The organism is Nannocystis sp., assembly GCF_016714285.1.
GTDB lineage: Bacteria > Myxococcota_A > Polyangia > Nannocystales > Nannocystaceae > Nannocystis.
The window spans coordinates 118720-140194 of the sequence record NZ_JADJNN010000010.1; the positions used below are offsets into that span (position 1 = coordinate 118720).

At 69.2% G+C, this 21475-nt stretch carries 17 protein-coding genes and 3 pseudogenes; 12 read left to right on the forward strand and 8 right to left on the reverse strand.

All coding sequences use genetic code 11. From position 1 onward, the window contains the following. Nucleotide 1: 1 nt before the first annotated feature. A complete protein-coding gene (locus IPJ59_RS18725) occupies nt 2–1504 on the reverse strand; it encodes a sigma 54-interacting transcriptional regulator (protein WP_293272745.1) in 1503 nt (500 codons plus the stop codon). Between the two features lie 693 nt (nt 1505–2197). Here IPJ59_RS18725 and IPJ59_RS18730 point away from each other — a divergent pair. From IPJ59_RS18730 to IPJ59_RS18745, 4 genes and pseudogenes are all read left to right on the forward strand, one after another. Then, nucleotides 2198–2545, forward strand: coding sequence for a hypothetical protein (locus tag IPJ59_RS18730; protein ID WP_293272746.1), 348 nt, complete (start codon nt 2198–2200; stop codon nt 2543–2545). 405 nt (nt 2546–2950) lie between these two features. Continuing rightward, nucleotides 2951–3574: a hypothetical protein gene (locus IPJ59_RS18735; protein ID WP_293272747.1), complete on the forward strand. Its 624-nt coding sequence runs from the start codon at nt 2951–2953 to the stop codon at nt 3572–3574. Between the two features lie 41 nt (nt 3575–3615). Beyond that, nucleotides 3616–4914: pseudogene (locus IPJ59_RS37935) on the forward strand (FHA domain-containing protein); the annotation flags it as partial. 1166 nt (nt 4915–6080) lie between these two features. Further along, nucleotides 6081–6692: a WD40 repeat domain-containing protein gene (locus tag IPJ59_RS18745; RefSeq protein WP_293272749.1), complete on the forward strand. Its 612-nt coding sequence runs from the start codon at nt 6081–6083 to the stop codon at nt 6690–6692. A gap of 10 nt (nt 6693–6702) precedes the next feature. On the opposite strand, the gene IPJ59_RS18750 is transcribed toward IPJ59_RS18745, so the two are convergent. From IPJ59_RS18750 to tssB, 5 genes and pseudogenes are all read right to left on the reverse strand, one after another. Further along, nucleotides 6703–7617: a penicillin-insensitive murein endopeptidase gene (locus tag IPJ59_RS18750; protein ID WP_463673370.1), complete on the reverse strand. Its 915-nt coding sequence runs from the start codon at nt 7615–7617 to the stop codon at nt 6703–6705. Nucleotides 7618–8183: 566 nt separating this feature from the next. Next, nucleotides 8184–8441: pseudogene (locus tag IPJ59_RS37940) on the reverse strand (FHA domain-containing protein); the annotation flags it as partial. A 3-nt stretch (nt 8442–8444) separates the two neighbouring features. Further along, a complete protein-coding gene (locus IPJ59_RS18760) occupies nt 8445–9758 on the reverse strand; it encodes a serine/threonine-protein kinase (RefSeq protein WP_293272752.1) in 1314 nt (437 codons plus the stop codon). 5 nt (nt 9759–9763) lie between these two features. After that, nucleotides 9764–11257: a type VI secretion system contractile sheath large subunit gene (gene tssC, locus IPJ59_RS18765; protein ID WP_293272753.1), complete on the reverse strand. Its 1494-nt coding sequence runs from the start codon at nt 11255–11257 to the stop codon at nt 9764–9766. Nucleotides 11258–11282: 25 nt separating this feature from the next. Further along, nucleotides 11283–11789: a type VI secretion system contractile sheath small subunit gene (tssB, locus tag IPJ59_RS18770; protein WP_293272754.1), complete on the reverse strand. Its 507-nt coding sequence runs from the start codon at nt 11787–11789 to the stop codon at nt 11283–11285. A gap of 211 nt (nt 11790–12000) precedes the next feature. Between tssB and tssD the strand changes: the two genes are divergently transcribed. From tssD to IPJ59_RS18795, 5 genes and pseudogenes are all read left to right on the forward strand, one after another. Continuing rightward, a complete protein-coding gene (tssD, locus tag IPJ59_RS18775) occupies nt 12001–12495 on the forward strand; it encodes a type VI secretion system tube protein TssD (protein ID WP_293272755.1) in 495 nt (164 codons plus the stop codon). 61 nt (nt 12496–12556) lie between these two features. Then, nucleotides 12557–13702: an AAA family ATPase gene (locus IPJ59_RS18780; RefSeq protein WP_293272756.1), complete on the forward strand. Its 1146-nt coding sequence runs from the start codon at nt 12557–12559 to the stop codon at nt 13700–13702. Continuing rightward, nucleotides 13699–13857, forward strand: a pseudogene (locus IPJ59_RS18785) (hypothetical protein); the annotation flags it as partial. The gene IPJ59_RS18780 and the pseudogene IPJ59_RS18785, both read left to right, overlap by 4 nt. A gap of 550 nt (nt 13858–14407) precedes the next feature. Continuing rightward, entirely contained in the window at nt 14408–15163 is a 756-nt protein-coding gene (locus tag IPJ59_RS18790; RefSeq protein WP_293272757.1) for an AAA family ATPase, read from the forward strand. A gap of 51 nt (nt 15164–15214) precedes the next feature. Continuing rightward, complete coding sequence (locus IPJ59_RS18795) at nt 15215–15556, forward strand: hypothetical protein (protein WP_293272758.1); 342 nt, start codon at nt 15215–15217, stop codon at nt 15554–15556. A 461-nt stretch (nt 15557–16017) separates the two neighbouring features. Here IPJ59_RS18795 and IPJ59_RS18800 read toward each other — a convergent pair whose 3' ends face one another. Beyond that, the gene (locus IPJ59_RS18800; protein ID WP_293272759.1) at nt 16018–17196 is read right to left on the reverse strand and encodes a hypothetical protein; all 1179 of its coding nucleotides are present in this window, start codon (nt 17194–17196) and stop codon (nt 16018–16020) included. Next, a complete protein-coding gene (locus IPJ59_RS18805; RefSeq protein WP_293272760.1) occupies nt 17186–17719 on the reverse strand; it encodes a DUF4365 domain-containing protein in 534 nt (177 codons plus the stop codon). The genes IPJ59_RS18800 and IPJ59_RS18805 overlap by 11 nt, the downstream gene beginning before the upstream one ends. Nucleotides 17720–18711: 992 nt before the next feature. Here IPJ59_RS18805 and IPJ59_RS18810 point away from each other — a divergent pair. Genes IPJ59_RS18810 through IPJ59_RS18820 form a run of 3 tightly spaced genes read left to right on the forward strand, consistent with a single transcriptional unit; the run spans nt 18712 to nt 21423 of the window. Next, nucleotides 18712–20124: a hypothetical protein gene (locus IPJ59_RS18810; RefSeq protein ID WP_293272761.1), complete on the forward strand. Its 1413-nt coding sequence runs from the start codon at nt 18712–18714 to the stop codon at nt 20122–20124. A 25-nt stretch (nt 20125–20149) separates the two neighbouring features. Then, nucleotides 20150–20821, forward strand: a complete 672-nt coding sequence (locus IPJ59_RS18815) for a hypothetical protein (RefSeq protein WP_293272762.1) — start codon at nt 20150–20152, stop codon at nt 20819–20821. Beyond that, complete coding sequence (locus IPJ59_RS18820) at nt 20818–21423, forward strand: hypothetical protein (protein ID WP_293272763.1); 606 nt, start codon at nt 20818–20820, stop codon at nt 21421–21423. The genes IPJ59_RS18815 and IPJ59_RS18820 overlap by 4 nt, the downstream gene beginning before the upstream one ends. Nucleotides 21424–21475 lie beyond the last annotated feature (52 nt).

Below are 21475 nucleotides of genomic sequence, written 5' to 3' on the forward strand. Positions count from 1 at the left end.
GTCACCTCGCGGGCGAGCCGGGGGCGCAGCGCGACCCGAGCCGGAGGCGCTTGAGCGCCAGGCGAAAGCCTTCATTGGTCATCTCGGCGAAGCGAGTGGCCTTGGCCTTGCTCGGGTGGCTGAGGAGCAGGTGCGCGAAGTACAGGCGCTCGAAGCCGGCCACCGCCTTGACGTGGTTGCTGGCGAAGAGCGCCTCGATCTCGACCAGCTTGCGCAACAGTCCATCGTGGAAGGTGACGCCGACATTAAGCCCGAGGTCGGCGGGGAGGATCCACTCGTCGTCGCGGGCGTAGAAGCCCCGTTCCACTGCGCAGCGCAGCTCGGAGAGGTTTTGCGGCCAGGTATGCGCACGCAGGGCGTCGAGCGCCTCGGGTGTGAGCCTCCGCGTCCGTCCAGTGTCGTCGCACAGGCGCTTGAGGAAGACCTCGGAGGCGAGGAACGCAACATCATCGTCGCGCTCGCGCAGGGTCGGGAGCTCGACCTGAACACCCATCAAATGGTTGTAGAGTTCGGCGTTGAACTTGCCCTCCGCGACCAGGCGCTGGATGTCGCGGTCGGTCGCGCAGATCAGCCGGGCGTCGAACTTTCGCGTGTGTTGCTCGCCCTCGCGGGTCAGGACGCCGCGCTGCAGGACCGCCAGCAGCTGGCTCTGCAGCGCCGTCGGCAGGCGGTCGACCGCCTTGAGCAAGAAGGTGCCGCCGTGGGCCGCTTCGAGGCCGCCGCACACGTCGAAACGGCCGGGTGCGTCCGCGCAGCCGCGACCGAACAGATGGCTGGCGAGCAGTTCGGGAGCGACGCTGGCGCAGTCAAGCACGACGAAGGGACGGTGGCTGCGCGCCGAGCCGACGTGCAGCACCCGCGCGACCAGCTGACGACCCGTGCCGGACTCGCCGCGGACGAGCACGTTGGACTGGTCGCCGCGCTCGGCCATTTGGGCGAAGCGGGCAAACAGGCCGCGCATTGCGGTGCTGCGCCCGTACAGCTCGCCGAAGTGGTCGATCAGAGGCAGCGTCATGTCGACGATGTCGAGGGCGAGGACCTCGATGCTGGTGTTGCCGACGCGAAACTCGGCGCCAGGCCCGATCCACGCCTCACGCACCCAGCTACCGCCGAGGAACACGCCGCTGGTGTCATCGCGCGGCCGCTCTCGCGCGTCATCGAGGTCGCGTAGCAGGATGCGGTCCTCGGCGAGCACCAGCTCGAAGTGGGATGCGAGCACGAGCTCGTCGTCCGGGAGGGTGATGTCGTTGAAGGGGCTGTGTCCGCCGCGGAGGATTCTGCGGGCCCGCCAGTCGCTGAACTCGAAGTCCAGCTGTTCGCTACCCCGGCGCTGCGACGATACGCGCAGGGTTAGCCGGCCGATGCCTCGGCACGCGGCGTGTAGCCCAGGGACCGGCGCAGGTTCGTGAAGCAGCTCCGGGCGCGGGTAACCGACGATATTACCGGTAGGAGGGAAGGGATAGGAGACGCGGATGAACGCGTCGCGGGTCGTATAATGAGCCATGGCCTCTTTCACCTCATGGATATGCCAAGACAGTCGTGGCGGTGGTGCCTCGAGTCAACGCGAGTGGTGATGGGTTGATTCAAACATCGACCCCACGCGCTCATGCTGCACGCCTCTTCCTTGATTGTCCAGAGCTGTTACGGTCGCCTCGAGAGCAACTCGGGTTGGGTCAACAGGAAATAATCTGTGATCCAATACATATATTTCTCGATTGGGAGGGTTTGCATGCGTAAACCCAATCGGCGTGGGGCCCAATACAGATTGGAGCTGGCGGCGGATTCATTGCGTAATGTAATAAGGCCGCAATGCGCAGGGGAAGCGTTCCGCTGCTGATGATGAACGTGGTGCTGATCACGCTGGCGGTGCTGATGTTGGCCCGCACGCGGGTTGGCGGCGCTGGTTGCGAAAAGCATGAACGACGCGAGGGAACCTGTACCGGGGAACCCGGTGAGTGCCCGGAGATCCGCGTTGGTATGGCGCTACCGGACGCGATCCGCTTCGGTGCGGCTGCTCCTACAGTGTCGATCGCCTTGTTTATCGATCTCGGATCGGTCCGCTCGCGGCAGATTTTTCAGCGGGTGACGCGTGCGCTCGGCGCCGGCACGACCGGGCGGACGACGGAGCTTCGCATCCTTCATGCGCCGGGCGCATGTGATATTCGGGGGAGCAGAACGGTGTACAGCGGCGCTTACCGTGGAGTGTGCGGAGCGGTTGGCGCCGGGAATCGGGATCCGGGCGATCGGCGTCGCCTTCGACCAACAGTGGCAGCCGGAGCGCGACCTGTTGGCAGGCGTGGCTGGGCTGGGGGTCGAGGTGACTGCCTTGCGCAGCTGCGTGGCCACGGAGCGCGAGGTGGACGCTCGTCTCGCCGCACACGCGGAGGCGGCGCGGCGCCATGGATTCGTGGAGGCGCCGGTGGGCTTTGTGGTCGTCCCCGGTTCGCCGCCGCGGATCTCCCCGTTTGGCGCGTGGCTGACGGAGGCCTCGTTGCGGAGTTTGACCGAGTGTCTGGTGGATGGGCGCTGCCGGGAGGAGCCTTGATCGAGCTGAACTTGCCGCGGGCGACGCGGTGGTCCTTGGGGTCGGCGGGGCTGATGGTCCCGCTGGCGCTCACGGTGCTGGTGCGGCTCGCGGCGGCGCCGGGCGGGACTGAGGATATCAGGGGGGCGCGGCTCACCTTGCCGACCCTGTGTGATGCGACGCGACTCACGGACAGCTGCCGCGACGGGCTGCACTGCGTCGCCGGCATCTGTGAGCCGCTGCGTCGGGGCTCGTCCGGTCGAGAAGGGACGGCCTGTGGGGGTGATCTCTGTGAGGCGGGGCTCGAGTGTTTTCGCGGACGCTGTGTGGGTTGGGAGCGGCTGCCGGTGGCTCCCGAGATGTGTCGTGCGGACCCGACGCGGGCGGCGCTCGAGCACCTGCGCAGGAGCTGTGCTGAGGCCCGACGTGCCGGCGACGCGCCGATCACGGCGTGTACGAGCCGAGACGTGGGAGCGCCTGAGCCGGGATGACCCGACGTTTACTGGGTATATCGAGGCTCTGCCGGGTCTGTTCACGGTGCATTTCCCGCAGGGGGAGCCGGGTTCGCGGGGTGGATGGCCGGCGCCGGAGGTCTTCGGGAGGTACCTCGAGCAGCTCGCGCCGCACCGGGCGACGTTGTTGGAGGCGCGGGCGCTGCTGGTCATCGGGCGGGCCAGCCCGGAGGGGACGGCGGAGATCAATCAGGATCTGGCCGGGCAGCGCATCGCGCTGGTGGAGCGCCTGCTGCGGGCCGCGCTCGGAGATGCGGCGCCGCCGATCCACGCGTGGGCGCGCGCGGAGAGGGACGCGCTGGCGCCGGAGAAATTCCGGCGGCTCAAGGTGCGGGCCGTCCTGTCCTGGGACGCCGAGGTCACCCGGCGGATCCTCGACCCGAGCGACCTGACGTCGCGGTCGGGTCCGGAGTGGGACGCGACCCTGAAGACGATTAACCGCAACGTGCTGATCGTGCCGCTCTACTGTGATGGGCTCGATTTTCACCCGCAGCCGTCGTTTCAAGGGGTCCTGGACCCGAGCAAGGAGATCCGATGATCCGCGTCGTCCTCGAGCGCCCAGACCAGCCGCCGTTGCTCATGGTGTTCTCGCAACCAGTCGTTGTGGTCGGCCGCGGCGAGACGGACGGCGCCGAACCGGTGGACTGGCAGCTGTCATTTCCTGATGTGTCGCGGCGTCATTGCCGGCTCTCGTGTGCGGGCGGGCGGCGCTTCGTCGAGGGTCTGAGCGAACGCAGCCCGACCTACGTCAACGGGCGCAAGACTCAGGGAATGACGGCGATCGAGGAGGGCGACGAGATCCGCTTCGGCTACTGCGTGGTGCGCGTGTGCGAGGACGTGGTCGGTTCGCGTGAGGCCGAGAAGCCGGGGCCTGTCGCCGCGGTGCCAAAGGTGAAACAAGGGCCGAGGGCCGAGGCCCCTGGCCCTGCGGCGCCGCCGATCGTACGGCTCCCGGCGGTGGCGCCGGTGAGCGCGAGCGTGGTGACGCCGAGCCAAGCGCGGCAGGTCGCGCTGGCGGACGCGGCGATGGGCGAGGACGTGTCGATCCTCGTGGAGCGAGCGCGACACTGGGACCTTCGCGGGCGACCGGCGGGGCTGCTGCTCTCGGGGCCGATGCTGCAGCGCGGGCGCACATGGTTGCGGGTGGGCCCGGAGCTCGGAGAGGTCGGCGGACTGGTCCGGCTGTTCATCGAGCGCAGCGCCCAGGCTCGGCGGTCCTGGTTGCGAGGCGTGGGTCTCGCGGCGGGCGTGACGCTGACGACCGCGCTCACGGGCTCGGCGGTCGCGTGGGCATGGTTACCGGGGCTGCGCATCCCCGAGGGGCCCCCGCCCCCGCCCCCGCCTGCGTCGCAATGCAACCAGGACGTGCGCGAGCGGGTCGACGCGCTGACGGCCGCGGCGCTGCAACAGGGCGACGACGCGACGGCGCTGCTGCTGACGAGTCGCGCGCTGCAGGAGGCGAGGGGCGGTGGGTGTCGAAACGTGGCGACGGCCGAGCCGACCTTGCGCGCGCTGCTGGCGAAGCGGCACAGTCGCCTGCTCGATCGCCACGACGCGGAGATCGATGACGCGGTGGTTCGCCGGGATGGGAGTCATGTCGCCGCGGCCGCGGGCGGGCGGGTGAAGATCTGGGACGTGGAGGGCCAGCGTCCGGCGGTGCCGCTGGACTACGCCGCGGATGCGCAGGTCCTGGCGTGGAGCGGGGACGATCGCTGGCTGGCGGTCGGCACGCGCACCGGTGGGGTGGCGGTGTGGGACGTCAACGATCCGACGCAGGCGGCGCTGCGCAAGGAGCTCAAGGCGCACCGCAAGCCGATCCAGGCGCTCGCGTTTAGCCCCGAGGGCGGGATGCTGGCGAGCGCGGACGGAGACGCCCTGCGGCTCTGGGACATGGGAGGCGAGGCGCTCGGCGAGCCGCGCGGGGAGTTCAAGGAGATCGCGCGCACGACGACGCGGCTGCAGTTCAACGAGGGGGCGTCGCGTCTGATCGGGCTCAGCGGCGACAAGGTGAGGATCTGGCCGATCGCGCCACCGGGCCCGGCCGTGCGCCTGGGGAGGCCGGTGACGCTGCCGGCGGACGGGGCGATCGTGGCGATGGCGGTCGATCAGGAGGGCACGCAGATCGTCACGGGTGACACGCGAGGGGTGGTGCTGGTGTGGCGGCTGCGCGGCAACAGGTGGTCCAGCAGCGCGGGCACGACGCACGCGAGCGAGATCGTGGAGATTCGGCTGAGGCCGCGGCAGGACGGGTTCGTGTCGCTGGCCAAGGACCGAACGCTGTCGCTGGTCGATCTCGCGGCGGCGAAGCGGCAGCGCTCGCGGCCTCCGGTGTACCATCTGGGGTCGCTCGAGGCGGCGCCGCGACACCTGGCGGTGGACCCGTCCGGGCGCCGGGCCCTGACGATCGACGACGCCGGTGTGGCCGAGCTGTGGAACCTCGAGACGCACGAGACGAAGTCGATGCGGTTCGGAGAGCAGCCGCGGAGGGTGAAGGTGGTCACGGCGACGTCGGATCAGTCGGTCGTCGTGGCGGGGGAGTTTGATGGCAGCCTGCGGGTGTGGGATCTGCTGCTCGAGGGGGGCAGCTCGGGGGCGCATTTGCTGGGCGAGCACCGGCTTAGCGAGCAGCCCGGGAAGGTCCCGACGCTGGCGCTGAGCCGCGAGGGGACGACGCTGGCGAGCACGAGCGACGGGAAGCAGATCCAGGTTTGGAGCCTCAATAGCGACGCAGTGCCGTCGGTGTTGGCGATGCCGTCGTGCCGGTGGAGCTGGTGGGGCACGCGGACGAGGTTATGCACCTCGCGTTCAGCGTTGGCGGCGACTGGCTGGTCTCGGCCGACCTGCGCGGGTCGGTGCGTTCGTGGAGAATGTCGGAGGCAGGGCCAGAGTTGGACGCGAAGCACACGGTGGAGCGTCCGCCGAAGGTGCTGGCGCTGGCGGTGTCGCGCGAGCATGTGGCGGTCGGGACAGGCGGGGGCGACGGGACCCGCGGTGAGGTGTTCGTGTGGCCGCTCGGGGAGCTGGGCAAGCGGGATGAGGATGCGGTGTGGGACCACGCGAAGGCGGTGCAGCGCCTGGCCTTCGACGCGACCGGCGAATACCTGGCCTCGGGCAGCGGCGACGGCGGCGTGAAGTTCGGCAAGCTGGGTGACGAGGGCTTCGGCGACGTGCGGCAGTACAGTCACGGGCTGCCCGTGAGCGCGCTGGCCCTCGCGGCGTTGCCGGGTCGGGGGGTGATGCTGGCGTCGGGGTCCGACGACGGGGAGGTGTTGGCGTTCACACGAGGGGACCTGCGTGAGGTGCCGCAGCGCGCTCTGGTGCGGCGTAAGGGGAGGATCACGGGGCTGGCGTTCGGCTCGGACCCCGGGCTGCTCTTCGTGGCGGATGATGAGGGAGCGGCGCTGCTGCAGATGGAAGGCGACGCGGAGCGCCAGATCCCTCTGAGCGGTCACAAGGGGTCGATCGCCGCGACCTACGCGGATGTGGTCGGCCGCGTCGTGGTCACGGTCGGCGCCGACCAGACGGTGCGGGTGTGGCCGCTCGAGGTGTCCGCGCTGCAGCACCTGGTCTGCGCCCACGTCGGTCGCAACCCGCGACCGGAGGAGCTGCCCGCGGGCTTCCAACCGACGGCCGAGTCGCAGTGTCCGGCGCGCTGAGAGCTCTGCCTCAGCGCTGGCAGCCCGGCTCGTCCGGGCCGCAGCGGAAGCGGACGTGGATGTGCTGGGTGTGATTGTTGCTGTGGCTGACGGGGGCGACGGCGCCTGGCTCGCTGCGGATCGTCGCGGCGGCGTCCGGCGCTGAGAGCCCGGCGGCCTCGGCCGCGGCGCGCAGCTCGGGGTGGAGGGAGCGGTCGAGGAAGATGTTCTGGACGGCGCCAGTGGCCCGCAGCGCGGTGATCAGGTCCCAGGTGGCGGCCCAGTCGATCTCGTCGGTCTGCGGTCGGCACCACGGGGTGCGGCAATGTTCGCAGTCGGGCGTCGCGCGGTAGCAGCCGCCGAGGACTGGCAACCAAATGTCGACATCGCGGCCGGTCTGGTGCGAGGCGTGGTGGCCATAGGCGCCGCCAGCCTCGCGGCTGAGGTCGCCGATGATGAGTTGTCCGTCGTAGCGGCCGCGCAGGTCGGTGAGGGCCGCGAGCAGCTTGTCGATCGTGTGGCTCGAGGCGTAGGCGTGGGCGGGGCAGCGGAGATCGTAGTAGGGAGAGAGGGGAACGCGGCGAGCTCCTGGTCGCCGAGGTCGGCCTGGGTCGGCTTGCCACGGGAGATAGCGAGGTCGTTGACCTCGGGCACCGCTCGCGCTCCGGATGGGGTCGGTTCGCTGAACTCGCGGACGAAGTAGGTGACGACCTCGCCGACCCCGGAGCACGTCGCGCGCGCGCGGGTTGTAGGCGCGGAGCGTCGCCGCGTCGATGCCGAGGCGCCGGGCGAGGCTCTCCCACGAATCGGGGCGGGTGAGGGTGACGCAGCGTCGTACCCGGCGCTCGCCGGGGCGGTCGGTCTCGACGCGGAGGAGCGTGCCTTGTTGGAGCGGACGGTCGAGGGCGAGTCCTGGGTTCCAGCGGACGAGCCACTCGGGTCGCACGGTGTAGAGCGCGGCGATCTTCTCGAGCGTCTCGCCAGGGACGACCTCGTGCTCGATCGCCTGCGCGGCGCGAGCGGAGCGGTCGGAGCTTGCGGTGTAGGAGCGAGTTGTGAGGCCGGAGGGGCGAGGTCCGCGGCCCTCTTTGATTGCTTCTCGGGGGGGGACGGTGGGGTCTCGAGCGCGGGGGCGACGATTATCGCTCCCGCGACGAGCCCAGGAAGCAGGCCCATGCCGAGCCAGCGCAGGCCTTGCCAGCGACGGCGGCGCGCGGCCGCGGCGAGCACCCATGTGCGGGTCAGCGGCTCGAGCGGAGCGACGGCGTCGAGTTCTACCGCGCGGTTCAGGCGCTCCGCATCGGGCAGCAGGCGACGGGGACGACGGTGCCTGGCCCACGCTGCGGCCGACTGGGCCAGGCGGAGCAGTTCGTCATTCTCGCCGCCCCAGGGGCCGCCCGAGTAGCGGACCTTGTCGGGGACCAGTTCCGGGTCGACCTGCAGGCGGGCTGGGGCGACCTCGATGATGTACGTGCCGACGCCGATACGATCGCCCTCGCCGAGGACGGTGGGCTCATGGATGCGGCGATGGTTGACCGAGGTGCCGAGTGGAGAGGTGCCGTGATCGATGATGAGCCAGTCGCTCCCGCGGCGGATGATGCGGCAGTGCTGGGGCGCGACGTGGGGGTCGTCGAGGACGAGCTCCGCGTCGCAAGCGCTGCCGATCTTGAGGCCTGAAGCGGCCAGCGAGAAGACCTTGACGGCCCCCGTGTCGTCGATGACCCGGAGGGGGACGTTACCGCGGCGAAAGTTATCACCCCAGTTGGCCATGCATCAAAGCGCCAGCGTGATCATGCCGATCACGATCACGAGGACGAGCGCGAAGTTCATGGCCAGCAGCTTCTTCTCGAAGCTCCACGGGGAGGCCAGCCACACCCGCCAGGCCGGTTGGGCGCGCTGGCGGGGCGCCTGCGGGGCGACGATATGGGCGACCGGGTCGATGAAGACGGTGGCGCTCGAGTTCCTTTCCACCTGGGTCTCCTCTCGCACCGTGGTACCGCGCAGGAAGTCTCCCCCCATGTCGGCTGGGAGCAGCGTGACCTCGTCGCGGCGCCCCTGAAACGGCGGTGCCGCGCGGATCACCTCGGTGCGCACTGTGCCCGGAGCGGCCATCTGACTGTTGAGGGTGATGGGTCCGGTCTCCTCGGTGGAGGGCCAGTCGTGTTGCGAGCGCTGCCAGAGCGCGGTGACGGGCTCGTCGTGATGGTTCGGGGTGGCCGGCTGCGGTTGTGCTTGCATCGGCGCGGCTCGAACGGGGGGCGCGAGGCTGGCGCGCACGTCGGCCATGCTCGGGCGCTGATGCGGTGACTTCTCGAGCAGCGCGAGGATCAGCGCCTCGGCCTCCGCCGGCAAGCCAGGGACCAGGGTACGCGGAGGAGCGGGCGGGGTGCGCAGGTGCTGACGGACGATGTCGGTGACGCGACCCTCGAAAGGGCGCCGGCCGGTGACGAGCTCGTAGAGGATCACGCCGAGGCTGTACAGATCGACGGTGGGTCGCTCTTGCTCGCCTTGCAGCTGCTCAGGCGCGACGTAGTCGACGGCGGGATTGTCGTTGATACGGGTGACACCGACCTCTTCGGGCTCGAGCAGCGCGCCAGCGCCGAAGTCGAGCAGGCGGGTGTGCAGGCGCTGCGATGGTCCGAGGAGGATATGAATGTTGGTCGGCTTGAGGGCAGCGTGGACCAGGCCTGCCTGATGGACGGCCGCGAGGCCAGCGGCGATGCGGGCCGCGAGCGCCCGGGCCACGGTCCATGAGAGGATCGGCTCCTGTTGGCGCATGCGCGCGAGGCTTTGGCCGGGCACCAGCTCGAGCGCGGCGAATGGGCTGGGACCGGCGGCTTGAACCTCGAGCATCCGCGTGGCGGTGCTCTGCGGGACCGCGGCCGCAGCCGCGGCCAGTTCGGCGTAGCGGCGGATGCCGCGGGTCGAGCAGCGGGTCGGGTCGAACAGCTTGAGGGCGATGGGCGCCTCCGAGTTCGGGTCGGTGGCGCGGAACACCTGGGAGGTGGGGCCGCTGCCCAGGAGATTGAGGAGCCGGTAGCGACCGACGAGGGCCCCTTCTGCGGGTGCGCGCTGGGCAGCGGTCATGGTGATCAATCCTTGTCAAGCTTGCCGACGAGCGACAATTCGAAGGACGCGCCCTCGTACTTGAGGTGCGGGACGACGCGGAGGTTGCAGCGATACCAGCCGACCTGGCCGGGGACCTCCTCGACGAGCACCCGGGCCTCGCGGAGCGGCTTGCGCGAGCGGACGTCGGGCGGGGGATCGGGCATGTTCGAGACGAACTGGCGGATCCAGGTGTTGAGCTCGCGTTCGAGGTCGGTCTGGCTCTTCCAGGTGCCGATCTGCTCGCGCTGCAGCACCTTGAGGTAGTGGGCGAGGCGGGTGGTGACGAACATGTACGGCAGGCGGGTGCCGAGCATGAAGTTGCGCTGGGCGGCCTGGCCCTCCTCGGTGCGCTGGAACACCTTGGGGCGCTGGATCGAGTTGGCGGAGAAGAACGCGGCGTTGTTGCTGTCCTTCTTGGGGATGAGGCTGATGAAGCCCTGCTCGGCGAACTCGAACTCCTTGCGGTCCTCGATGGAGGTCTCGCAGGGGTTCTTGGTCTTGAGCTCGCCGCCCTGCTGGTACTGGTGGAGGGGGAGGTTGAAGACGGCCCCGCCGCCGAGGGGCCCGATGATATTGGGGCACCAGCGATACTTGGCGAAGGAGTCGGCGATCTTGGCGGCCATGGCCAGCGAGGCGGGGCCCCACAGGTAGTTGTCGTGCTTGTCGATCACGTCTTCGCTGAAGTCGAACTCGCGGACGCGCAGCTCGCTCTCGCGGGAGCCGTAGGGCGCGCGGAGCATGAAGCGGGGCATGCACATGCCGACGTAGCGGGCGTCCTCCGAGTCGCGGAAGGAGTTCCAGCGCTGGTAGCGGGGCTCCTCGAACATCGCCTGGAGGTCCTTGAGCTGGGGGATCTCCGCGAAGGTCTTGCGGCCGAACATGTCGGGGTTGGCGTTGCCGAGGAAGGGCACGTGGGCCATAGCGCCGACAGACGCGAAGCCGCGGAGGAGTTCGACGTCCTCGGTGCCGGGGCCGAAGTCGTAGGCGGAGCAGATGAGGCCGTAGGGCTTGCCGCCGTAGACGCCGATCGCCTCCTTGTAGATGGTCTTGTAGAGCGAGGAGTGGGTGATCTCCGGGGCTTCGCGGAAGTCGGCGAGGAACTCCTCCTTCTTGCCGTTGACGAACTCGAGGCGGACGTTCTCGCGGAAGTCGATCTCGTCGACGAGGTACTTGACGCCGCGCCACGCCGACTCGAGCGCCTTGACCTCTGGGGCGTGCAAGATCGCGTTGACCTGGGTGGTCAGGCGGCGATCGATGTCGGCGATGAGGAGGTCGATGCGGTCCTTGGCGACCCGCTGGGTCGCCTCGTTGGAGCGCAGCAGCTCGGTGAGGAAGCTGGTGATGCCGCGCTTGTTGGCGTCGGCGGTGGTGTCGAGGTGGGCGTCCTCGAGGAGGGACGCGAGCAGCGAGCCTTCCCCTTCGAGGCTCGGGTTGTGGGTCGCGTCGCGCGAGGTCTGGGCGTTGTCGAGGTCGGTCATGATGGGCCTGGTGGTGAGCGGGCTTTCAGGTGGTCTTCTCGTCGATGCCGAGCTCACGCATCAGCCGCTCACGCTTGCTGGGGTCCTTCATCAGGTCCTGGATGCGGCGGATGAAGCTGGGGACGTTGGCGGTGGTGCCTTTGAGGTACTTGAGGGCGTCGCGCAGCTCCTTGAGCTGGCGCAGCTCGTCGACCTGGCCGACGATGCCCTCGGGGCGGAAGTCCGCGAGCGAGTTGAACTGCAGCTTGAGGTTCATCTCGGCGTCCGGGGTATCGGACGAGACGTGGTTGGGGACCTGGATCTCCGCGCTGAGCTTCTGGTCGGCCATCACCGCGGCGAAGTTCTCCTTGTTGATGTTGACCGGCTCGCGCTCCTCGAGCGGCTTTTCGTCCTGTTGCCCGCTGAAGTCGCCGAGCATGAGGATGCGCAGCGGCAGCTCGACGTCCTCCTGCTGGCCGTCGAGGGCCGATTTGTAGCGGATGTTGACGCGCTCTTTGGGCGCGACGGAGCCGTCTCTATCATTGGTCGCCATGGTCGCAGATACTAGACGGGAGGCGCGGGGTCGTCCACGCCAATCGCGGCGGGCGACCATGCAACTCAGATTGCGTTGACCCAACCACGAATGCTATCTCGCCACTGATCTTGCCCGCAGAGCCGGCCTCAAAAACGCTGACACGATACGCGTACGATTTAATGGAGAAATCGCTGGCACGCGGTGGATCACGAGGTGTATATCAGCGAGCATGGCTGAGACAGTACATCTGGTTCTGAAAGCGAACGGCAACGTTATCCAGGGCGAGAGCACGCAGCGCGACCTGGGGCGCGACAAGACGATCGAGTGCCTCGTCTTCCGCGACAATGTCCGCACGGCACGTGAGATGGGCACCCGCACGGCCGTCGGGCGCCGCGTCCACGAGCCGATCGAGGTCATCAAGCGCATCGACGCCAGCTCCCCGCTGCTGGCGAAGGCGCTGTGCAAGAACGAGAAGATCGAGGGGACCTTCAAGTTCTACCGCCCGAGCCCGAAGGGCGACGGGACCACCGAGCAGTTCTTCACGATCGAGATCAAGGAGGGTCGCGTCGACGCGATCGAGCGCCACTCTCCGAACGCGATCGACCCGGCGGCCTCGAAGGCGCCGCCGCTGGAGACCGTGCGCTTCGTCTATCACACGATCCGCTGGGTTTACGAGCCGTCAGGCGCGGAGTTCGTAGACAGCTGGAGCACGTCCGACTCCTGACGTGAACGAGCGGGGCCGCGATGCGGCCCCGCGTTGTATTCGAACGAGCGTCGAGGTCCGAATGCGCGTCGAGCCGAAGAACATCGTCCGTCGGTTGAACACCACCTGCACCGCGATGCTGGAGGCCGCGGTCTCCCAGGCCGCGGGCGGGCGCTACTATGAGATCGCGCCGGAGATGCTGCTGCTGGCATTGCTGAATGGCGAGGAGAACTGCGACGCGCGAGCGATCCTCGCCCACGCGGAGCAGGACATCGCGCGGCTGCGCCAGCGGGTGCAGCGGACGACCGACCTGCTGCGCAGCGGCAACCCAGGGCGGCCGGTGTTCGCCGAGAACGTGTTTCAGTGGATCGAGGACGCGTGGGTGTTCGCGTCGCTGCAGTATGGAGCGGACGAGGTCCGCAGCGGGCACTTGCTGCTGATGTTCGCCAGCCGGGGCCACCGCTACTGCGCCGAGAGCTTCCCTGAGCTGAACGCGCTGCCGATCGAGGTGCTGCGCCGGGAGCTCGAGACGATCACCGCGGGGACGCGGGAGGCAACGCTGAAGTCCGCGGCTGGCGCCGCGGGGGCTGCGAACGGGATCGGTACGACGCCGGCAGGCGGGTCGGAGTCAGCGCTGCGCCGCTTCACGAGCTCGTACACGGAGAAGGCGCGCGCCGGAAAGATCGACCCGATCTTCGGGCGCCACGCGGAGATCCGCCAGCTGACAGAGATCTTGGCGCGACGGCGCAAGAATAACCCGATCATCGTCGGCGAGCCGGGGGTCGGGAAGACGGCGCTGGTCGAGGGATTGGCGCTGGCGATCGCGGCGGGCGATGTGCCCTCGCCGCTGCGGGAGGTCGAGCTGCTCGAGCTGGACATGGGCCTGCTGCAAGCGGGCGCCGGGGTGCGCGGAGAGTTCGAGAAGCGGCTGAAGTCGGTGATCGACGAGGTTAAGGGCTCGCCGCGGCCGATCGTGCTGTTCATCGACGAGGCCCACACGATCGTCGGCAAGGAGGCCGACGCGGCCAATCTGCTCAAGCCGGCGCTCGCCCGCGGTGAGCTGCGCACGATCGCGGCGACGACCTGGTCCGAGTACAAGAAGTACTTCGAGAAGGACGCCGCGTTCTCGCGACGCTTTCAACCGGTGAAGGTCGATGAGCCGTCGGAGGAGCAGGCGCTGGTGATGCTCCGTGGGCTGCGGACGACCTACGAGGTGGCGCACGGGTGACGATCCGCGACGAGGCGCTGACGGCCGCGGTCTCGCTGTCGCACCGCTACATCGCTGGGCGCCAGCTGCCGGACAAGGCGGTCGACCTGCTCGACACGGCGTCGACGCGGGTACGCATTGAGCACGAGGCGAAGCCGGAGGCGGTGGTGATGCACGAGCAGCAGGTGCTGGCGCTCGAGCGCGAGCTGACGCTGCTGCAGCGAGAGCAGGCGGAGGTCGATGGCATCGACGACGCCCGCGTGATGGAGGTGCAGGGCGCGCTAGCGGCCGCGAAGGACGCGATGGTGACCCTGCAGGCTCGCTGGCAGCGCGAGCGCGAGGCTTTGGTCGCGGTCGAACAAGCTCGCAAGGGGCTGCGAGAGGGCGGCGGAGAGCCGGCACGTCAAGCCAAGCGGGCGGCGGACGAGCATCTGCTGGCGATGGCGGGCGCCGACGACCGACTGATCCACGCGGAGGTTGACGCCGACGCGGTGGCGCGGGTCGTGGCGACCTGGACGGGCATCCCCGTCGGCAAGATGCGCAGCGACACGATGGGGGCGCTGCTCACCTTGGAGGATCGACTGGGTGCGCGTGTGCGCGGGCAATCGCGGGCGGTGCAGGTCGCGGCCGAGACGCTGCGCATCGCCGCGGCGCGGGTGCAGAACCCGAACACGCCGCTGGGGCGTGCTGCTGTTCGTGGGCCCGAGCGGCGTCGGCAAGACCGAGATGGCGACGGCCCTGGCCGACCTCATCTATGGCGGCGAGCGCTTCATGACGGTCATCAACATGTCCGAGTTCCAGGAGAAGCACTCGCTGTCGCGGCTGATCGGGTCGCCGCCAGGCTATGTGGGCTACGGCGAGGGTGGCATCTTGACGGAGGCGGTGCGCCAGCGGCCTTACTCGGTAGTGCTGCTCGACGAGTGCGAGAAGGCCGACCTTGAGGTGATGAACCTGTTCTATCAGGTGTTCGACAAGGGCACGTTGTCCGACGGCGAGGGGCGGGTCGTCGACTTCAAGAACACGGTGGTGATCCTCACCAGCAACTTGGCGTCCGACAAGATCATGCAGCTGACGGCAGAGGGCACGGCGCCTCCGCCGGCCGAGGCGCTCGCCTCGGCGATCCGTCCGGTGCTGAGCAAGCACTTCAAGCCGGCACTCCTGGCACGCATGACGATCGTGCCGTTCTTGCCGCTGCCGGCCGAGGTGCTGCGCGAGGTGACGGAGCTGAAGCTCGCGGTGTTGGCGCGGCGGCTGTGGGACAGTCACCGCATTACCGCGACCTTCGCCCCGGAGTTGCTCGACCAGCTGGCGGCGCGCTGCACCGAGGTGGAGACGGGGGCACGCAACGTCGAGCATATTCTGCGCAGCTGGCTGACGCCTCTGCTGAGCCAGCGGCTGCTGACGGCGCTGGCATCTGGGCAGCAGCCGACCCGCCTGCACGTGGGGTCGGGGGCGGACGGGTGGGAGCTGGCTTTGACCTGAACGACCGGAAGCGCCGGCGTCGCACCGCAACTCAGTCGAAGGAGAGAGAACGTGAAGCTCACATTGAAGGCTACGACGGATGGGCAAGGCAACTTCGAGAAGCGCGAGGAGATCGACATCCCGTTCTACGCGGGGGTCATGCTCGGTCGCTACGCCGACGTGCGCGGTCGGGTAACCGAGCCGCCGGGCATCGACGTGACGATCCGTGCAGACCTCGACGCGGTCGACGGCTCGCGACTCAACGACGAGGTCACCCGCGTGGTGCCGGCGGGACGCACGGCGGAGATCGGGAAGTGGCGCTTCGGGAGCGGGACCCACAACCTGACGGTGAAGGGGTCGACATCGCCGGTGACTCCGAACACGGAGTTCACCTGCGAGATCACGGTGGACTAAGGCACAGGCGACTGAAGATCGGGCCGAACTCCGTCGCCCTCCCCTCGAGCGAGCGGTGCTCCAGGCAGTAGGCGACTGCCATTCTACGGCTGCAAACGAAGCATGCCGCAACACCCCGAAGGTCACCGCGACTTGCTTCCAGCTCACCGCCCGTGCTGGCCGCGGCGATGCTCGTGGCGGCGTTCAGGACCAGTCCCTGATCCTGCCGCAAGCGGTGTAGAGCCTCCGCCACACCGCGGACCTCGTCTCCTTCGTCGTGCAGGATGACGTCGGGGGCGAGGAGCGTTTCGACTGCGGGCCAGTCCCCGCAGCTCGCGGCCTCGATGAATCGCACGGCGAGGCTTGCGCCTGCGCGCATACCAGGGCGAAGGGAACGGTATGCGTTGAGGTGAAGGTACTACCGCCTGGGCGGACGCCGATGCCTGCGTGAGGCTCGAGGTTGGCTGCGGCGGGTGCGGGGCTCAGGCGGTGTCGGTGGGGAGGTAGGCAGCCTGCTCGTCGAGGAGCTGCAGGGCGCGGAGCGGATCGATGCGGCCGATCCGCTGGCCGCGGTGGAGTACGCCGTGGAGGCGGACGTAGCCGCGGCCGCTCTCGTGGGCCCGGACGGCGTCGGCGTATTGCTCGGGGTCGAGGTTGGCGCGCACTCGCAGGGGGTCGCTGTCGGGGAGCAGGAGGGAGAACTGCACCTCGCCCGAGCGGCGACCGTCGGCTCCCACGACGCCGCTGAGGATCTCGACGGTGCCGATCAGCATCTCCTCGCGGTTGCTCGCGGGGCTCGGGCGCAAGATCTGGGCGGCGCGCTGGATCTCGGGGATGTACTCGGCCTTGATCGCCACGCGGGAGGGTGTGTCGGTCTCCGGCGGCGGGGGCAGGCGCGGGTCGGCGGCCCAGGTGGTCGAGAGCTCGAGTTGGCCGGCGTTCTGCTCGGGCTGCATGCGCAGCAGGGCGTCGCAGAGGTTCCAGCTCAGCATGGGGCGCTCGGCGTGGGTCTCGAGGTAGGCCTCGACGCGGCTGTGTTCGATGCTCTCGACCAGGTCCGCGGTGGCGCGCATGAGGTGGGTCGTCACCTTGCGGGTGAAGGGGATCGGGTCGGCGAGCTCGAGGTCGCGGGAGACCGCGTGGAGCGGGCAGATGATCTTGAGGACGTAGCTGCCGACCTCGGTTTGGCCGGCGCGGCAGGCCGCGAGCATGGCGTCGGCCTCGCCGCGGCTCATGCGGGGGTGCACGGCGACCGGGTTGATGACAGAGCAGGCGGAGGCGAGCAGGGCCCGGCGGGCGCCCTCACGGAGCATGACGTCGGCGGTGAGGGAGAGCTGGCCGCTCTCGGCGTCGCGGCTGGCGATGCGGACGCGGAGGACGTCGGCGTCGGGCCATTGCAGGTCGGCGAGCACGGCGTCGATGGGGCGGCGCTCGAGCTCGGCGAGGCGCTGGACCACGTCGAGCATCGCGTCGGTGAAGCCGGCGTCGTCGGCGTCCATGGGGATCTGGAGCTGGCGGAGCTGCTGCTCGGGGTGACGAAACAGCCAGAAGCGGCCCCGGGCGCCCTCGATAGGGGTCCATTGCCGCGACTCTGCATATTGCCGGACTGCGAGGGGGCGCAGCTGCCTGGCGAGGATGCGGCGTTGCTGATCAATGCTCATAACGCAGCCTCTCCTGGTGAGCGACCCGGCGAAACAGGTCGTGTAATCCAGCCGGCGAGAGCGGCTGGGTCTCCGGGAGGTAGATCGTCTGGCCGGAGGTGTTGGTGCTCGGGGGCGCGTCGAGCAGGCTCACCCAGTAGGCGGCGCGCGAGAGGACGAGCTGGTCGGGGCTGTGGGTCAACCACTCGGGGTGGTTCGGCGGCAGGAAGAGGACGGCGAGGAGCCGCGGGGGCAAGGCGGAGTCGCTGCGGAGGCGATCGTAGTGGGCGGTCTCGCGGAGGAAATAGGAGAGGCCGCCGGCCTGCCGGGTCGGCGGCTGGACCGTCGCCTTGAGCTGGATGTGCAGCGAGATCTCAGTCAGCTTCGCGGTCGGGCCGAAGTTCTTGATGAGGTGCAGGGTCGCGTCGACGCCCGCGTTGTCCAGCGAGCGCGTGGCCTCCTGGCAGGCGATGCCGGCGTGGGAGGCCACGGCGTGGAGGTACGCGTAGCTGAGCTGCGCCTCGATGTCGGGGAGGGCCATCATGCGTTGGCGGCGCCCGTGGCTGGCGCCCTGGTGCCGAACAGTGGCCGGACCGGGCAAGGCTGTCAAGGCATCGCTGCTGCGTGGCGCGTGTCGATCATCGCCAGCACCGGCCTCGAGACGGCGGGAGATCTTCGTCGTGGTGACGCGCCTCCGGAACGAAGTCTCATCGACGGCCAGCGCCTCCGTCGATGGACATGCACGGGCCTTCCATCGCTGCTGTCCGCGAGGCCCTCCGCGATGGTGAGCACAAGGTCGCCTTCGACGCGTTGCATGTCGCCAAGTATCTCGGTGGCGAGGTCAACAATCTGCGAGGGAAGGCGCCCGGGCTCTGCCGAGCACAGGGGTCGCGGAAGGTCCCAAGAAGAGGCAGCGAAGTCGCGCGACGTCCTGGCAGGCTGGGCCTGCATAGGAGTTCTCGACGCGCATTCTTCGCAGGTTCCGGAACGAGCACCAGTTCCAGGCGACCTGTCTGATGGGGCAGATCGAGCACTCTAGCCGAGGCGGCAATCGTAGCGGCAACCATCGCGCGAGGATGCTGGCCTCTCGTTTCGTCAGCTGTACTTCAGGACATGTCGCGCCTCGCCTGAAGCGGCAAGTATGGCGGCAAGGGAGGGGGCGATAGGCTCGTGGGTGCTGCCGCAGCCCATGTCCTTCGGGACATGTCGCGCATCAGCCGACGCGGCAAGTATGACGGCAAGCGCGCGATATGGAAGTGTGCCCTGAAGCGGCAAGTGTGGCGGCAGCTCGGGGCGCTCGGCGGCGAGCGCTGCTCAAGGAAACGGCACGTGAAGCGGCAAGCGTGACGGCGGTGGACTCCAGGTATAGTCTCCTCGTTGGGGTGGCCATGATGGTAGGAGGCAGGACTTCGAGGCGGCAAGCAGGACGCCAGGCGGGCCGCCACCTGGGGCGCCGGTCCAGCCGCCACCCGGGGCGCCTCGGGTGGTGCGGAAGCAGGTGCGGCGAGGCTGTCGCAACGGAATAGGAGGCGGCGCGTGCACAACGAACACGAGAAGATCGACGCTGCGCTGCGTCGATTGACGATTCACGGAGGCGGCATCGCCGAAGTGGTGGACCGATGGACGCGGCGAGCCGCCGAGTTTCAGTCCACGTCGCTCGAGTGGACGCGGGGGCCGTCGCCAGGCGGTGAGCAGAGGCCGTGGATCGCGGCGCACGGTGCGAACCACTTCCGGGTCGCGGAGGTCGAGGGCTCCGCGATTCTCCACTACGTGCGGGAGGGACTCGGTGAGCAACGGCTCGGGACGGGGACGGGAGCGGCGATGGTGTCGTTGGCGGAGTACGTCGTCCAACGTGGCGGGCCGTTCGGCAGTCCGACGCCGACAGCAGAGCTGGCTCAGGCGATCGAGGAGCTCAAGCCAGGGGGGCGCGTGTGGTCCGGGCACCGGGAGCTTCGGCTCGAGCAGATCCGGCCCGGGCTCTACCTGCTGCTGCAGATCCGCCCCACGGGATCGTTCGGGTTCCGCCTGCTCTCGGACCTCGCGCAGGTGGCGACGGAGGCGGCCCGTCTGGATGAGAGCGAGCCTGTGGTGCTGGCAGTCCGCGAGAAGCGGCTGGCCTGGGCGTTCACCGACTGCTTCCCTCTATTCGGGATGATCGGGAGAGCCCCCAAGGCGTTCCTGATGTGCGTGCTTGAGGACGACGCGCTCGGTGTCCTCGTGGTCGCGGACGGTTCCGTCATCGGCGCACGGGTTGTCACGCCCGCGCAGGTATTCGGCCGCGTCGACTTCCTCCTCGGGGCTGTGGCCACCGCGGTCGCTGCCCCGGCGCCGGAACCGGCGACGCCGGTCTCGACGGCGGCGCCATCGGCAACGCCGGTCGAGCAGGCGGCGGCAGCCGGGACCGCGCCGGAACCCTCGCCCTCGGTCTCGCTTTCGGAAACGCCAGGCGAGCGAGTGCCGACTTCCGAGACCGCGCCTGAGGCTGCGGCCACCGCCACGGCCACGACACCGAGCGAGCAGGCGGCCCCCACGATATCGATGCGGAGCCAGGGCGGTTCGCGGCGCAAGCCGTCATCCCGTCGGCTGCCCTCGCGTCCGCTCGACGAGCTCATCGCTCGCCATCTCGCCCACGTCGCGGCAAGAATCCCGGGCGATGTCGTTGGGGCCGCGACGGCACGCGCCATATGGGCCGCGATCGGGAAGGCCCATCGTCTTGATCTCGCGGCCATCTCGGGCCGCGGCGTCGAGATCCTCCGCGAGCTGCACGCGGCGGGGATGCTCGAGCACATGCCGGCGGACCATGCAGGGCGCGCGGCGTTGCAGATTCTGGGCGCCCTCTCGCCGATCGTCCGCCGGGTGCATCACCGCCGTTGGGCGCTGATGTTGCCCGAGCTGCGGCAGGAGAACTCGGACGTCGTTCAGGCGATCCGTGAGCTCGAGGTGTCGTGACAGGGACTGTGGAGAGGAGGCGGCGATGTCACCGGAGCTGAAGCGGTTCGACGGCGTGCTGCGGCGGGGCGGGATCCAGGGCGTCGACGACCTCGTCGAGCGGTGGGTCCGGCGCAGCCGGCAGTTTCGCGCCGCGACTCTGCCCTGGACCACGCAGTACCAGCTGGGCGGCGGGGACTTCCGGACGTGGCGGGTTCGTCACGGGGAGGGACAGTTCCAGATCGACGGTGTTCCGGGCGAAGGGCGGCTGCGTTTTCTCTGGGACGATTGGGGAGAGCGAGTACTCGGCGAGGGGACGTTCGAGGCGCTCGCCGCGAAGGCGCGTGAGCTCGTCCGTCGGGGAGGGCCCTTCGGTGGGCCGATGCAGCAGGGCGAACCCCACTGGATCGACTCGGGGCCGTTGTCCAGGTGTGCGCGCAAGCGCGGCGAGATCCGCATCGACAGAACGACGCCCGGCGTCGTCACGGCGATACGGGTGTGCCCCGATGGTCGGTTCACGTTCCAGCTCCTCACACTAGACGAACCCGATTTAGTAGAGCTCATGTCGAAGCTCAGGAAGGGTGACCCGGTGAGTCTGGCGATCGGGGGCGGCCGGATCCCGTGGTGCTTCGCCGACTGCGCGCCGATCATCGGGTACGTCCACGCACCCCTTACGAGTTGCTACTCGTCGCCTGTTCGCGCGAGAGGGTCGCCGTGATTAATCTGGACGATGGCGTGCTCAGCGGAGCTCAGTTCATGGCGCCCGCCGAGCTCGCCAGCTTCGACGCCGGGCGGTGGCTCGAGGACATGCCGACGATGGGCCGCGTCATGCCAAGTCGCCGCGAGAGCGTCGCCGATGTGGCGGGCATCGACGCCGGTGCTGCTGTGACGGCACGCCCCGCAGCAGCGTCGGGGAGACGCACCAGCAGATCGGCAGATCGGCCGCGGCCCGAGCGTCCGCTCGATGATCTCGTGGGTCGGCACTTCGCTCATGTTGCGGCGCAGATCCCCGCCGGGGTCCTCGGCGCTGCGACCGCTCAGGAGCTGTGGGCGGCGATCGAGAAGGGATATCGTCGCGACCTCGCGGCCGTCTCGGGGGCGCGAACCGAGGTCTTCACGAGGTTGTTCGCCGCAGGGCTGCTGTGGATCATGCCGGGCGAGCACACCGGCCGAGCGGCGCTCCAGATCCTCACGGGGCTGTCCCCGGTTGTACGGAAGATCCACCATCGCCGGTGGTCGCTGATGTTCCCCGAGCTGCGGGACGCGAAGTCGGAGGTGATTCGGGCGATCCGCGAGCGTGAAGCCGGGGCCGCCCGCTGAGCCGCGGCATTGGGTTGGCGCGGGGGTCGAGCACGCCGTGGGCCGTGCGGGG

Excerpts from the sequence above, each read along its gene's own strand:
- IPJ59_RS18780 (WP_293272756.1), top strand. The coding sequence starts at position 12,557 with ATGCGCGTCGAGCCGAAGAACATCGTCCGTCGGTTGAACACCACCTGC.
- tssC (WP_293272753.1), bottom strand. The coding sequence starts at position 11,257 with ATGACCGACCTCGACAACGCCCAGACCTCGCGCGACGCGACCCACAAC.
- IPJ59_RS18760 (WP_293272752.1), bottom strand. The coding sequence starts at position 9,758 with ATGACCGCTGCCCAGCGCGCACCCGCAGAAGGGGCCCTCGTCGGTCGC.
- IPJ59_RS18790 (WP_293272757.1), top strand. The coding sequence starts at position 14,408 with ATGGCGACGGCCCTGGCCGACCTCATCTATGGCGGCGAGCGCTTCATG.
- tssB (WP_293272754.1), bottom strand. The coding sequence starts at position 11,789 with ATGGCGACCAATGATAGAGACGGCTCCGTCGCGCCCAAAGAGCGCGTC.
- IPJ59_RS18800 (WP_293272759.1), bottom strand. The coding sequence starts at position 17,196 with ATGAGCATTGATCAGCAACGCCGCATCCTCGCCAGGCAGCTGCGCCCC.
- IPJ59_RS18805 (WP_293272760.1), bottom strand. The coding sequence starts at position 17,719 with ATGATGGCCCTCCCCGACATCGAGGCGCAGCTCAGCTACGCGTACCTC.
- IPJ59_RS18725 (WP_293272745.1), bottom strand. The coding sequence starts at position 1,504 with ATGGCTCATTATACGACCCGCGACGCGTTCATCCGCGTCTCCTATCCC.
- IPJ59_RS18815 (WP_293272762.1), top strand. The coding sequence starts at position 20,150 with ATGTCACCGGAGCTGAAGCGGTTCGACGGCGTGCTGCGGCGGGGCGGG.
- tssD (WP_293272755.1), top strand. The coding sequence starts at position 12,001 with ATGGCTGAGACAGTACATCTGGTTCTGAAAGCGAACGGCAACGTTATC.